This window comes from Stenotrophomonas sp. YJH_SMC_32, from assembly GCF_059369975.1.
In genome coordinates this window covers 356,142-369,032 of sequence record NZ_JCAFTE010000002.1, presented here as the reverse complement: position 1 = coordinate 369,032, position 12,891 = coordinate 356,142, and the positions used below count along the sequence as shown (strand labels likewise).

Sequence of the window (12,891 nt, the reverse complement as noted above, 5' to 3'; positions counted from 1 at the left end):
GCGCGGCAGCGCCCGGACCGCCGATGCTCTACCATAGCCACCCCCTTTCCGGTCCCCGCCCGCATGAGCAAGAACAGCCAGTGGATCGTCGGCGTCAACGCCGTCGCCTCCTCCATCGAGAACGACGCCGAGAACGTCCGCGAAGTGCTGGTCGAGGCCGGAGCGAAGAACCCGCGCCTGACCGAGATCGAGGAAAACGCCCGCCGCAAGGGCATCGACGTGCGCAAGGTGAACAGCCAGGCGCTGGACGGTGTGGGAGGCTCGGTGCGCCACCAGGGCGTGGCCGCGCGCTATGCCGCCGCCCGCACCTACAGCGAGAACGAGCTGGAAGGCCTGGTCACTGCGGCCGAGGGCAAGGCGCTGCTGCTGGTGCTGGATGAGGTGCAGGACCCGCACAACCTGGGTGCCTGCCTGCGCTCGGCGGCTGCGGCCGGTGCGACTGCAGTGATCATCCCCAAGGACAAGTCGGCCACGGTCAACGCGACCGTGCGCAAGACCTCGGCCGGCGCCGCCGACCTCATCCCGGTGGTGGCGGTAACCAACCTGTCGCGCTGCCTGAAGGACCTGCAGAAGCAGGGCGTGTGGATCTACGGCCTGGCCGGTGAAGCCACCGCCTCGCTGTACCAGCTGGACCTGAAGGGCAACATCGCGCTGGTGCTGGGCGGCGAAGCCGACGGCCTGCGCCGCCTGACCCGCGAGAACTGCGATGGCCTGGTCAAGATCCCGATGCCGGGCGAGATCGAGAGCCTGAATGTCTCCGTCGCCGCCGGCGTCAGCCTGTTCGAGGCCGTGCGCCAGCGCGGTTGATCCGCCGGCGCGACGTGATCGGGGTCAGATCCCTCTCCGCAGGCGAGGGATCCGACCCCTTTTCCATGTGCCGTGTCGACCAAGGTCGACACCTACCGGTAGTCGCCAACCTTGGTTGGCGCTCTTGCCGCCTCAGCCCGCGCTGCCACCCAGTGCCTTGAACAGGGTCACGTCGTTGTTCAGCTGGCCCTGGCGCACGCGCGCCAGCGACAGCTCTGCATCGCGCCGGGTCTGCTGCGCTTCCAGCCAGGTGCGCAGATCGGTAGCACCCACGCGATAACGCACTTCCTGCGCGCGCTCCACTTCCACCGCTTCCTCGTACGAAGCCTGCGAGGCAGCGACCTGGCGCGCCAGCTGCTCGCGCGCGGACAGTGCGTTGTCCACTTCCGAGAGCGCGGTGTACAGCGTCTTGCGGAAATTGGTCGCGGCGATCTGATAGCTGGTGCCGGCGATATCGGTATCCAGCTGCGCGCGCTGCAGGTTGAGGAATGGCAGCGAAAGGCCGGCACCCAGCGTGGCCACCGGATTGCGCAGTACATCGCCCAGCGAGGTCGCACTGGAACCGAGGCTGCCGGTCAGGCTCAGCGCCGGGTAGTACTGGGTGGCGGTGACCTTGATGGTCTTCAGGCTGTTGCGCAGGCGGAGTTCTGCCGCACGCAGGTCGGGGCGGCGGCCGAGCAGGTCGGCCGGCAGCCCCTCGACAATGCGCGGGCTGCGTGCGCCCAGCAGGTCCTGAGGTTCGTCCTGCTGGGGCCAGGGCGTGCCGTCCAGCAGCACGGTCAGTGCGTTGCGCACCTCCACCCGCTGCTGTTCCAGCGCGCTCTGCGAGGCGCGCTGCGATTGCAGGTTCTGCAGCGCCTGGCGCACTTCCAGACGCGATACCGCACCGGCGTCGAAGCGGGCCTGCACCAGTTCGCGGGTGCGCTCCAGCCGCTCCAGGTTGGCCTGGCCGGTGGCGATCGACTGGTTCAGGTAGGCCAGGTTCCAGTACTGGGTGATGGTGTCGCTGATCACCAGCAGGGCGGTATTCTGCCGGTCTTCCTCGCTGGCTTCGGCTTCCCAGCGGGCGATGTCGCGCTGGGTCCGCAGGCGTCCCCACAGATCGACCTCCCAGCCCAGCGAAACGCCGGTGGAGTAGCTGCGGCGCCAGTCGTCGGCCTGGTCGGTGGCGCGGCTGGCATTGCCGCTGACGCCCGATGACGAAGGCTGCGGCCACAGCGCGTTGCTGGCCAGGCCGGCCTGCAGGCGCGAACGCTGCACGGCCAGGCCGGCGGCGGCCAGGTCGCTGTTGGCGGCCAGCGCCTGCGCCACCAGGCGGTCCAGGCGTTCATCGCCGAAGCCGGTCCACCAGGTGTCCTGACGGATGTCGTGGCCCGGTGTGTCCAGGCTGCTGCGCGGGTCGTCGGCCGGTGCGTTGAGGGTGGCATCGCCACGCCCATACTGGGCCGCCACATCGGGATCGGCCACCGGATAGCGGCCGACAGAGGCGCAGCCAGACAGGGCGAGCAGAACGGCACCCGCCAGCAGCCGGCGCGAAGGGGCAGGGAAGGGCAGTCGGGTCATCATCTTCATTCGCGTGCCAGGGCCTCCACCGGGTCAAGCTGCGCGGCATTGCGCGCGGGCAGGAAGCCGAACGCCACGCCGATCAGGGTCGAGCAGGCGAAGGCGGCAATGATCGAGGCGGTGGAGAACAGCACCTGGAAGTCGCTGGCGAAGCGGCCGATCATCGAGCCCAGCAGCAGGGCCAGGCCGATGCCGAGCACGCCACCGAGCAGGCACACCAGCACCGCTTCGATCAGGAACTGCTGGCGGATATCACTTTGTCGTGCACCGACGGCCATGCGCACCCCGATCTCTCGGGTGCGCTCGGTCACCGACACCAGCATGATGTTCATCACGCCGATGCCGCCGACCAGCAGCGCGATGGCGGCGATGGCACCGATCAGCAGGGTCATCGTGCGCGTGGTCTGCTCGATGGTGTCGCGGATCTCGGCGCTGTTGCTGAGGAAGAAATCCTCGGTGCCGTGGCGCATCGTCAGCAGGCGGGTGATCGCTTCCTGAGCGGCATCCATCGGTGTGTTGTCGTCCACGCGCACGGTGATGCTGGAGACATGGCTCTGGCCGAGCATGCGCGACATCACCGTGGTGTAGGGCACCCAGACGCTGAGGCTGGTGCTGCCACCGAAGCCGAAACTCTGGCGCTTGGCCACGCCGACCACCCGTGCCGGCACGTTGCCGAGCAGGATCACCTGTCCGACCGGGTCGACATCGGGGAAGAACTGGGTCTGGGTGTTCTCGTCGATCACCGCCACCTGGCCCAGGCCTTTGACTGCATCGGCATCGAAGAAGCTGCCACTGAGCAGAGTCACGCCCTTGACCCGGAAGAACTGCTCGCCGACGCCGCTGACCTGCGCAGTGGAAGACTGGTTGCGATAACGCGCGGTGACCGAGGTCGATACGCTGGGGGTGGCGCTGTCCACATAGCTCTGCTTTGCCAGTGCATCGGCATCGCTGGCCTTGAGCGTCTGCACCCGGGCCGAGCGCATGTCGCCGAAACCACGGCCGGGATAGACGTCGATGGTGTTGGTGCCGAGCGCGCTGATGTTCTGCAGGATCTGCTGCTGCGAGCCATTGCCCAGCGCCACCACCGAGACCACCGAGGCGATGCCGATGATGATGCCGAGCATGGTCAGGAAGGTGCGCAGGCGATGGGCGTTCATCGCCAGCAGCGCCATCCGGAATGCTTCGGTGAAGCGGTCGCGGGCCGCCCGCCAGCTGTTGCCGTGGGCGACGCCGGTACTGGCTTCGCGCTGGGCGCGGTAACTCGGCGCATCCGGATTGGCGCGGTCGGCAATGATCTCGCCATCGCGGATCTCGATGATGCGCTGTGCGTGCTGGGCCACGCTCATGTCGTGGGTGACGATGATGATGGTGTGGCCTTCGGCATGCAGTTCGCCGAGGATCGCCATCACTTCCTCACCGGATTTCGTATCGAGCGCGCCTGTTGGTTCGTCGGCCAGGATCACCTCGCCGCCGTTCATCAGGGCGCGTGCGATCGACACGCGCTGCTGCTGGCCACCGGAAAGCTGGCCCGGCTTGTGATGCATGCGGTCGCCCAGGCCCAGCCGCTGCAGCAGTTGCTCGGCACGCGCGTTGCGCACCGGGCCGGGACTGCCGGCATACACCGCCGGCACTTCCACATTGCCGCGCGCGTCGAGGTCGCCGAGCAGGTGGTAGCGCTGGAAGATGAAACCAAAATGCTCGCGGCGCAGTTCGGCCAGTTCGTCCGGCTCCATCTTTCCGGTTTCGCGGCCGGCCACCTGGTAGCTGCCGCGGGTGGGACGGTCGAGGCAGCCGAGGATGTTCATCAGCGTCGACTTGCCCGAGCCGGACTGGCCGACGATGGCGACCATCTCGCCGGCGTGGATGTCGAGATGGACGTCGCGCAGCACGGCGATCACATCGTCGCCGGCCGGGAATTCACGTCGCAGGTCGCGCAGCCGCAGCAGCGGCGCCGTCGTGCTCATCGGCGCCCCATGCCCGGGCCGCCGACCCGCATCTGCATGCCGCCGCGGTTGCCGCCGCCGGCGCTGGCACCGGCCGCACCGGCTTCGCCGACCACCACGCGCTCGCCTTCCTTCAAGCCGGACAGGATCTCGGCCGAGGCGCCGTTGTTGATGCCGACGGTGACCTTGCGCGGCTGCGGCTGGCCCTTCTCGTCCAGCACCCGCACCATCCGCTCATCGCCACGGCGCTTCGGTCCCAGTGCCACCGCCGGCACCATCAGCACGCCCTTGGCCTGCTTGAGCAGTACCGAGACCTGCGCGGTCATGTCGATACGCAGCGTGCCGTCCGGGTTTTCCACATCAAACAGCGCGTTGTAGTAGACCGCGCTGCTGGAGCTGGAGCTGGAGGAGCTGCTGGAGCTGGACGAATTCTCGTTGGCGATCGAGGCCGGCGCCGGATTGATCTGGCGCAGCGTGGCGTGATACTTGCGGTCCGGGTCGCCCAGGGTGGTGAAGTACACCGGCATGCCGGGCTTGATCTTGACCACGTCGGCCTCGGAGATCTCGGCATTGACGGTGACCACGTCCAGCCGCGCCAGCATGACGATGGTCGGTGCGGTCTGGTTGGCGTTCACGGTACGGCCTTCCTCGGCCACCACCGCGACCACGGTGCCGTCCATCGGCGCGGTGATGCGGGTGTAGGCCAGGTTGGCGCGGGCGGTGCCCAGCTCGGTTTCGCGGCCCTTGATCTGCGCCTCGTAGGACTGCAGCTGGGCGCGGGCGGTCTTCAGCTGTGCTTCTGCGGCATCGTATTCCTGGCGCGAGGTGGCTTCGGCGGCCAGCATCTGCTGCTGGCGCGCGAACTCCAGTTCGGCCTGGCGCAGGGTGGCTTGCTGCACCGCGCGCTGGGCGGTGACCTGGTCCAGCGAGGCCTGCGCGTTGAGCACCTGGTTCTGCTGGGTGGTGGCATCGATCTCGGCGATCAGGTCGCCTTCCTTCACGGTGTCGCCCAGCTGTACCTTCAGCGATTTGATCTGGCCCGAGGCCTGCGCGCCGACGCTGACCAGCTTGTAGGCGTCGATCACGCCGGTGGCATCCACCGTTTGTTCGATGTCACCGCGGCTGACCGGCGACGTTGCCACCGCCGGGGCGGCGGGCTTGCGCAGCAGCCACCAGGCGGTCGCGGCGACGATCAGGGCGAGCAGGGCGATCAGCATCAGGCGACTCCGGCGGGTCGCTGGCAGCAGGCGGAACGTCACGTCGTGGCTTCACTCTCGAGGCCGCGAGGGCGGCGTTGGTGGGCATTGTGAAGACCGGGCGATGGACGGCTCAATCCTCGGGGTATGTCTGTATGTAACACTGTCGGTGAACAGGCGTAACCACAGGTATCCCGCCCGCGGGTGGATACACTGGTACGCATTGCCCCGGATGCGGTTCAGCTGCCGACACGGGATGATCGCGACATGGAGACTGAAAACCCGATGCATCGACTGCTGATCGTCGACGACGACAACGACATCCGCACGCTGCTGGCCGAGCAGCTCGGCCGCGCCGGCTACCAGGTGAGCACTGCGGCCGATGGCACCGCCATGCGCCAACTGCTGGACCGCGAGCACGTGGACCTGATCGTGCTGGACCTCAACCTGCCGCGCGAGGATGGTCTGACCCTGTGCCGTGACCTGCGTGCACGTTCGAACACGCCGGTGATCATGCTGACCGCGCGGGCCGAGCCGATCGACCGCGTGCTGGGCCTGGAAATGGGCGCCGACGACTACCTGGCCAAGCCGTTCGAGCCGCGCGAGCTGCTGGCGCGCATCCGCAACGTGCTGCGCCGGACTGAGGCGCTGCCGGCCAACCTGGAACCACTGGCGGTACGCCGCGCGCGTTTCTCGCGCTGGGTATTCGACCTCGAGCATCGCCACCTGGTCGATCCGGATGGCCGCGTGGTGGTGCTGTCCGGCGCCGAGTTCCGCCTGCTGCGGGTGTTCATCGCCCACGCCAACAAGGTGCTGTCGCGCGAGCAGCTGGTCGCGCTCAGCAGTGGCCGCAACTACGAGGCTCAGGACCGCGCGATCGACCTGCAGGTCAGCCGCCTGCGCAACAAGCTGGGCGACGATGGTGGCCCGGATGGACTGATCAAGACCGTGCGCAACGAAGGCTACGTGCTGGCCTCGTCGGTCAACCTGGAATAAACCGCGATGACGCGCCTGCGCCATTTCCTGTCCTCGATGGTCGGGCGGTTGTTCGTGATCCTGCTGCTGGGCATGGCGGTGGCTGCGATCGGCGCGACCATGCTGGCCACCTCCAAGCGCCAGCAGGAGTTCGAGCGGCAGAACCTGAACCGCATCGCCGACCGCCTGCAGGGCTACGTCAACCTGCTGGACGGCAATCCGGAGCTGCGCGAGCGCCTGCTGGCGATCGGCGGGCCGAGCGTGCGCGCGTTGCAGCCGGGCGCACGCCTGGGGCGTGCCGACACGGCGCTGATGGAAGTGCTGGAAGACCGCCCCGGGCCGGTGTCGCGCGCGCACGTGCACTTCGCTTCGTTCCGCTCCTGCATTCCCAAACTGCAGGAGCTGCTGCCGCCGCCGCCGCCGGGCCACCGGCGGCCGCCGCGCGAGCGCGACCCCGCGTTCATCCCGCCCAAATGCCGTGCAGTGGACGTGACCCTCAACGACGGCACGCTGCTGAAGCTGGCGCTGGACTCGCCGGCGGTGGCGCACAACGGCATCCTCGCCGTGGACCCATGGTTCCTGACCCTGCTGGTGCTGGCGATTGCCGTGCTGGCCTATATCGTCGCGCGCATGGCCAGCGCGCCGCTGCAGGAACTGGCCGCAGCCGCAGAAGACCTTGGCGATGACCTGCAGCGCGACCCGTTGCCACTGCGCGGGCCGCGCGAAGTGCAGCGTGCCGCCGAAGCCTTCAACGCCATGCAGCACCGCCTGCAGCGGCACCTGGCCGAACGCACGCAGATGCTGGCGGCGATCACCCACGACCTGCAGACGCCGCTGACACGGCTGCGCCTGCGCCTGGAGAATGTCAGCGACGAGGCCCTGCGTGAGCGCCTGATCGGCGACCTGGCGGCGATGCAGGCGCTGGTGCGCGAGGGCCTGGAACTGGCGCGCAGCGCCGAGAGTGCCGAGCAGCGCGCCGCCTTGGACCTGGATTCGCTGCTGGAGAGCATTGTCGAGGACGCCGCCGAAGGCGGCGGTGATGTGGTCTTCGAAGGGGGCAGTGGTTCGGTGCTGATGTTGCGTCCGTTGGCCATGCACCGGCTGTTCTCCAACCTGGTGGACAACGCGGTGATGTACGCGCAGCGGGCACGGGTGCGGGTTGAGCGCAGCGGCGGTGCGATTACCGTGGTGGTGGCCGATGACGGCCCGGGTCTGGCCGAAGAGCAGCTGGAGGCGGTGTTCGATCCGTTCGTGCGGGTGGAGACCTCGCGTTCGCGCGAAACCGGCGGGGCCGGCCTGGGCCTGACCATCGCGCGCGCCCTGGCCGAGAAGGACGGCGCCCGGTTGTGGCTGCGCAACCGGGCCGAAGGTGGCCTGGAGGCGGTGGTGCAGTGGCCTGCCAGTGCCCAGGTGGTGGCGCCCGGCCGCGCCGGCTGAGTCGGCGCGCTGCGAACGGTGACGCCGGGGCCGGGGTTTGGCCTATCATCTGCGCATCTCCCCAGTCTCCCCCCGATGAGCCAGCCCGTTCCTGCCGGCATGCCATTGCACGCTGCCCGGCTGTTCCCGCACGCTGCCGCGTCCTGCAGCCGCACCTGGCCGCCGCCGCTGCGGTGATGGGCGGGCAGGGGGACAAGAGGCGCTGGGTGGAGCGCCGCGCATCAGGATTCAGGCGGGCACTGCGGCAGGGCCTGTTGTGGCTGCTGCTGGCCCTTGCGCTGCCGTTGGCTGCGCAGGAGGGCGCGCCCCCGCTGCGCGACTACGCCATCGATGTATGGACCTCGCGCAACGGCCTGCCGCACAACTCGCTGCGCGACATCGCGCAGACGCCGGAAGGCCATCTCTGGTTCGCCACCTGGGAAGGGCTGGTGCGCTACAACGGCCTGGATTTCACCGTGTTCGACCGCAGCACGCGCCCGGGCCTGCGCGACAACGGCATCGGCGCCCTGTTCGTCGACCGCCAGGGCGGACTGTGGATCAGTGATTCGCGCGGCAACGTCAGCCACCGTGGCAGTGATGGCCAATGGCGGGTGTGGGAGCACCAGGCCGATACGCCGCAGGTGCTGATCCAGTCCATGCAGATGGACAGCCAGGGGCGGCTGTGGCTGCTGTACGAAGGCAAGGGCATCGGCTACCTGACGCCGGACAGCGGCATTGTCTACCAGGCGCCGGCGGCGGACCTGCCGATGGCGATGAGCTTCACCAGGCTGGTGGTCGATGCGCAGGACCGGGTCTGGGTCGGTACGCTGGACGGGCTGGTGCTGCGCGACAACGATGGCGTGCTCAAGCGCGCCCCCGCCGCATGGGGGCTGGGTGCCGGCAGTGGCCTGTCGTGGCCCTACCGTGCGCCGGATGGCGCGTTGTGGATCGTCGCCGGTGAGCGCCTGTACCGGGTGGAGGACGACCAGCTGGTGCTGGTGCACCGCCTGCCGGGCCAGCTGCACATGACCTCGATGCTGCAGGACCGGCACGGTGACCTGTGGCTGGGCACCGAGAACCAGGGCCTGCTGCGCATCTCCGCACATGGCCTGGAGCGACTGCCGGCCGGTCTGAACCTGCCGGGCGGACGCGTGGTCAGCCTGCGCGAGGATGCCGAAGGCAGCATCTGGGTGGGCGCCAACGGCGGGCTCTATCGCCTGCGCGAAACACTGTTCAGCAGCTACACCGAGCGCGATGGGCTCAGTGGCGATTACGTGCGCACGGTATTCGAGGATCGCGATCGCCAGCTGTGGGTCGGCAGCGCCAGCGGGCTTGACATGCGGACCGCGGACGGCCGTTTCCGGGCGATGCCGCTGCACAACCGCGGCGGCAAGGCACCTTCGGTGCTGAGCCTGGCACAGGGGCCGGACGGTGACCTGTGGGTCGGAACCTTCGGCGATGGGGTCTACCGGCTCGGCCGTGACGGCCACCTGCGCCACAACTACGCGGCAGCCGACGGCATGCCGGGTGGCAACATCCGTGCGATCAGCGTTGATTCCCAGGGCGTGGTCTGGGCCGGCACGCAGAAGGGCGTGGTGCGCATCGACGGCGACCATGTGCAGGTCTCGAACGTGCCGGGCATGCCCGGCGGCCTGATCACCGCGCTTGAGCATGACCATCAGGGCAACCTGTGGATCGGCACCATCGAAGGCATCCGCGTGCTGCGCGGCGACCACGTGCAGTCGATCGACCTGGCGCCGCTGGGCGGTGGCCGCAGCGTGTTCGGCTTCCACCAGCTGGGCGACGCGATGTGGATCAGCAGTGATCGTGGCCTGTACCGTTGGCGCAACGGTGCGCTGGCGCGGGTCGGCCTGGAGCAGGGCATGCCGGTGGATGCGGTGTTCCAGCTGGTGCCGGATCGCCTTGGCAATGTGTGGATCAGCAGCAATCGCGGTGTGTTGCGCACCGATATGGCCACCCTCAACGCCGTGGCCGATGGCCGCACGCCGCGGGTGGGGGTGGAGCGCTACAACGAGATCGACGGCATGGCCAATGCACAGGCCAACGGCAGCTCCAGCCCATCGGCGATCCTGCGCCAGGACGGCACGTTCTGGGTGGTCACCGCAGGCGGCCTGAGCACGGTCGACCCGCAGCGCCTGCAGCGTTTCCGCGAGCGGCCATCGCCGCCGGCCGCGATCGAGAGCGTGCAGGTGGATGGCGCGCCGGTGCATTGGGAAGGGCGAGATCGCAACCATATTCCCGGGGGGCGCCGGTTGGCGGTGAGCTATGTCGGCCTGAGCTATCTGATGTCCGACCGGATCCGCTACCGCACGCGGCTGGACGGGCTGGATGCCGGCTGGGTCGAGCGCGGCCCGCAGCGCAGCGTCGAGTTCGTCGGCCTGCCGCCGGGCGACTACACCCTGCATGTGGCGGCCGCCCATCCCGGCGGCAGCTGGGGCCAACAGGAGGCGGTGTGGAGCTTCACCGTGGAACCGTTCTGGTGGCAGCGCCGCAGCGTGCAGGTGCTGGCGGGAATGCTGCTGCTGGCTGGACTGGTGGCGCTGTACCGGCTGCTGCTGCAGCAGCTGAAGGCCAGCAACCTGCGCCTGGCACGGCGGGTGGACGAAGCGACCTTCGACCTGCAGGCCAAGACGGTGCACCTGCAGGCGCTGAACCAGGAAAAGACCGAACTGGCCGAGCGCCTGGCGCGCCAGGCCGAAGCCTTCGAGCGGCAGGCCCGCGAGGATGCCCTGACCGGCCTGGCCAATCGCCGCGCCTTCGACGAAACGCTGGCGCGTGACTTCGCCCGGTCCCAGCGCAGTGGTCATCCGCTGTGCCTGGTGGTGCTCGACATCGATCACTTCAAGGAGGTCAACGACCGCCACAGCCACAGCATCGGCGACGCCGTGCTGGTGCAGGTGGCGTCATTGATCGCAGCGGCCTGCCGCGACTCCGACCTGCCGGCGCGCACCGGCGGCGAAGAGTTCGCGCTGCTGCTCAACGACACCCGCCTGGAGGAAGCCGCACAGCTGTGCGCGCGCCTGCGTGGCCTGTTCCATGACCATCCCGATTGGGCCGGCGTGGCGGGCCTGCGTGTGACCTTCAGTGCGGGCCTGGTAGAGCTGGATGCCGACGACCGCACCCCGGCGCTGCTGTACCAGCGCGCCGACCGCGCGCTGTACCGCGCCAAGAGCGACGGCCGCGATCGCACGAGCATCGGTTGATCGCATCCACGCATGGCGTGGATCTACTGGAGTGCCGCACCAACCGGCGGTGCCGACCAATGGTCGGCACCCACCAAAGGAGTACCCACCACAGAGGTCGTCGGCAGCCCCAACGAGCGCAGCGATCCGCTGTTGCTCCTGCTTTTCTGATCTTTCCGTGGCACCCAGCAACGTGTCCGTGGCCGGGCGGGTGGGCTGCGCAGGGGCGTGAGCCGCATGGGCCTGAGGCATGCCTCGGGCGGGTTGGGCCGGATGCCCAACCCCGGTCTTGCCGTGTGCGCAGGACAGCGCACACGAGCAAGCGGCGACCGAGCTTACAGGGACGTACTTGCAGCGTCCCCTGCGCAGTCCACCCGCCCGGCCCTACCAGGAATCGCTGTCAGCCCGCCACGAGGGGCTCCGCCGTTGGCTGCGTTAGCGCGGCCAGGCGTTGGCGATGGTGCAGAACAGCCGCGCGGTCTGCTCGGTGTCATACACCGCGCTGTGTGCCTCGTTGGCATCCCAACCCAGCCCGGCGGCGGTGGCCGCACGCGCCAGCACGGTCTGACCGTACGCGATACCGGCCAGGGTGACCGTGTCGAACACGCTGAACGGGTGGAACGGGTTGCGCTTGTGGCCGGTGCGGGCCACGGCCGCGTTGACGAAGCCGAGGTCGAAATGGGCGTTGTGGCCCACCAGGATCGCGCGCTGGCAGCCGTACTTCTTCATCGCCGCACGCACCGGAGTGAAGATGTGGTCCAACGCCGCTTTTTCTTCCTTGGCCAGCCGGAACGGGTGGTCGAGGATGATGCCGGTCACTTCCAGCGACTTCGGGTCGATCTCCAGGCCCTCGGCCGGGACCACGTGGGCACTGGCGGTCTGGCCGGGGTAGAGCAGGCCGTTCTCGTCCATCTCGATCGGCACCGCAGCGATTTCCAGCAGCGCATTGCGCTGGCTGTCGAAGCCGCCGGTTTCCACATCCACCACCACCGGCAGGAAGCCGCGGAAGCGTTGTGACATCGCGCGCTGCGCCTGGGGTACTGCGGAATCGGGAGCGGCGGCAGGTGCGGAGGGGGAGTCAGTCATGCGTGAATTCTAGCAGAGCGACCCTGAGCGCCCGGCCAGCTTTCTGTGCATGGGCTCCCTGCGTGGGCGTGTGTCGACCAAGGTCGACACCTGCCGGGCACCGCACGCTCTGGATTCCGGTAGGTGCCAACCTTGGTTGGCACGCGGCGCGCCAACCACGGACGGCATCTAGCGCACCGCAGGCCGTGCCGTCGTGACCGATGGCTGCCACCGGGCCAACCAGGCGTCCACGCTCAGCTTGCCGGCGCCAGTGAAGATCAGCGGCAGCAGCATGGCCATGAACAGCACCGGCAGCTTGAAGTTGCCGTAGCCCTGGTCGCTGATGGCATACCCCATCGCGAGGTCACCCAGCGAATTCCATTGCATCGGCCAATGCACCGCATAGGTCGCCACCACGGTCAGCACCAGTAGGCTGGCGGCGGCGAAACGGGTACCGAAACCAAACAGCAGGCAGGCCGCGCCGACCAGTTCGAACCAGGTGGCCAGCTGCCAGTTCAGGGCAGCAGGCAGTTGGTTGAACGGGAACGGGAAGGCGCCCTGCAGGTCGGCGAACCAGTTCTGGCCGTGCAGCTTCTCACGGCCGGATTCGAAGTATTCCCAGGCCAGCAGCACGCGCAGGCCCAGCGGCGCCAACCAGGGGGCGAGACGGTCCAGCCGGCCGCGCGCGGCGGCCAGGAGCGGCAGGTTCATCGTTGGATCTCC

The 12,891-nt window shown here is 68.6% G+C and carries 9 protein-coding genes; 4 read left to right on the top strand and 5 right to left on the bottom strand.

Annotation, left to right across the window (positions count from 1 at the left end; all coding sequences use genetic code 11):
- Positions 1–63: 63 nt before the first annotated feature.
- On the top strand, positions 64–807 hold the full coding sequence (gene rlmB, locus AC5P7S_RS05770; RefSeq protein WP_005408775.1) for a 23S rRNA (guanosine(2251)-2'-O)-methyltransferase RlmB: 744 nt from the start codon (positions 64–66) through the stop codon (positions 805–807).
- 132 nt (positions 808–939) lie between these two features.
- On the opposite strand, the gene AC5P7S_RS05765 is transcribed toward rlmB, so the two are convergent.
- The 3 genes from AC5P7S_RS05765 to AC5P7S_RS05755 are packed head-to-tail and all read right to left on the bottom strand — an operon-like array spanning position 940 to position 5,572.
- Positions 940–2,379 carry an efflux transporter outer membrane subunit gene (locus AC5P7S_RS05765; protein WP_069137975.1) on the bottom strand — a complete coding sequence of 480 codons (1,440 nt, stop codon included), beginning with the start codon at positions 2,377–2,379 and terminating at the stop codon, positions 940–942.
- Positions 2,376–4,334: a MacB family efflux pump subunit gene (locus AC5P7S_RS05760; protein WP_095378322.1), complete on the bottom strand. Its 1,959-nt coding sequence runs from the start codon at positions 4,332–4,334 to the stop codon at positions 2,376–2,378. The genes AC5P7S_RS05765 and AC5P7S_RS05760 overlap by 4 nt, the downstream gene beginning before the upstream one ends.
- Positions 4,331–5,572, bottom strand: coding sequence for an efflux RND transporter periplasmic adaptor subunit (locus tag AC5P7S_RS05755; protein ID WP_032954055.1), 1,242 nt, complete (start codon positions 5,570–5,572; stop codon positions 4,331–4,333). The genes AC5P7S_RS05760 and AC5P7S_RS05755 overlap by 4 nt, the downstream gene beginning before the upstream one ends.
- A 204-nt stretch (positions 5,573–5,776) precedes the next feature.
- On the opposite strand from AC5P7S_RS05755, the gene AC5P7S_RS05750 reads away from it, so the two are divergent.
- The 3 genes from AC5P7S_RS05750 (at position 5,777) to AC5P7S_RS05740 (ending at position 11,124) form a co-directional block, all read left to right on the top strand.
- Positions 5,777–6,505: a response regulator gene (locus tag AC5P7S_RS05750; protein ID WP_005415886.1), complete on the top strand. Its 729-nt coding sequence runs from the start codon at positions 5,777–5,779 to the stop codon at positions 6,503–6,505.
- 6 nt (positions 6,506–6,511) lie between these two features.
- Positions 6,512–7,921, top strand: coding sequence for an ATP-binding protein (locus AC5P7S_RS05745; RefSeq protein WP_005415887.1), 1,410 nt, complete (start codon positions 6,512–6,514; stop codon positions 7,919–7,921).
- 176 nt (positions 7,922–8,097) lie between these two features.
- On the top strand, positions 8,098–11,124 hold the full coding sequence (locus AC5P7S_RS05740) for a ligand-binding sensor domain-containing diguanylate cyclase (RefSeq protein ID WP_032954056.1): 3,027 nt from the start codon (positions 8,098–8,100) through the stop codon (positions 11,122–11,124).
- Positions 11,125–11,538: 414 nt separating this feature from the next.
- On the opposite strand, the gene rnt is transcribed toward AC5P7S_RS05740, so the two are convergent.
- Positions 11,539–12,123 (bottom strand): ribonuclease T, encoded by a 585-nt coding sequence (gene rnt, locus AC5P7S_RS05735; RefSeq protein WP_005408782.1) that lies wholly within the window; start codon positions 12,121–12,123, stop codon positions 11,539–11,541.
- A gap of 234 nt (positions 12,124–12,357) precedes the next feature.
- Positions 12,358–12,879: an HvfX family Cu-binding RiPP maturation protein gene (locus tag AC5P7S_RS05730; RefSeq protein WP_012479631.1), complete on the bottom strand. Its 522-nt coding sequence runs from the start codon at positions 12,877–12,879 to the stop codon at positions 12,358–12,360.
- Between the last annotated feature and the right edge of the window lie 12 nt (positions 12,880–12,891).

Excerpts from the sequence above, each read along its gene's own strand:
- AC5P7S_RS05740 (WP_032954056.1), top strand. The coding sequence starts at position 8,098 with ATGGGCGGGCAGGGGGACAAGAGGCGCTGGGTGGAGCGCCGCGCATCA.
- AC5P7S_RS05765 (WP_069137975.1), bottom strand. The coding sequence starts at position 2,379 with ATGAAGATGATGACCCGACTGCCCTTCCCTGCCCCTTCGCGCCGGCTG.
- rnt (WP_005408782.1), bottom strand. The coding sequence starts at position 12,123 with ATGTCACAACGCTTCCGCGGCTTCCTGCCGGTGGTGGTGGATGTGGAA.
- AC5P7S_RS05730 (WP_012479631.1), bottom strand. The coding sequence starts at position 12,879 with ATGAACCTGCCGCTCCTGGCCGCCGCGCGCGGCCGGCTGGACCGTCTC.
- AC5P7S_RS05745 (WP_005415887.1), top strand. The coding sequence starts at position 6,512 with ATGACGCGCCTGCGCCATTTCCTGTCCTCGATGGTCGGGCGGTTGTTC.
- AC5P7S_RS05750 (WP_005415886.1), top strand. The coding sequence starts at position 5,777 with ATGGAGACTGAAAACCCGATGCATCGACTGCTGATCGTCGACGACGAC.
- rlmB (WP_005408775.1), top strand. The coding sequence starts at position 64 with ATGAGCAAGAACAGCCAGTGGATCGTCGGCGTCAACGCCGTCGCCTCC.
- AC5P7S_RS05760 (WP_095378322.1), bottom strand. The coding sequence starts at position 4,334 with ATGAGCACGACGGCGCCGCTGCTGCGGCTGCGCGACCTGCGACGTGAA.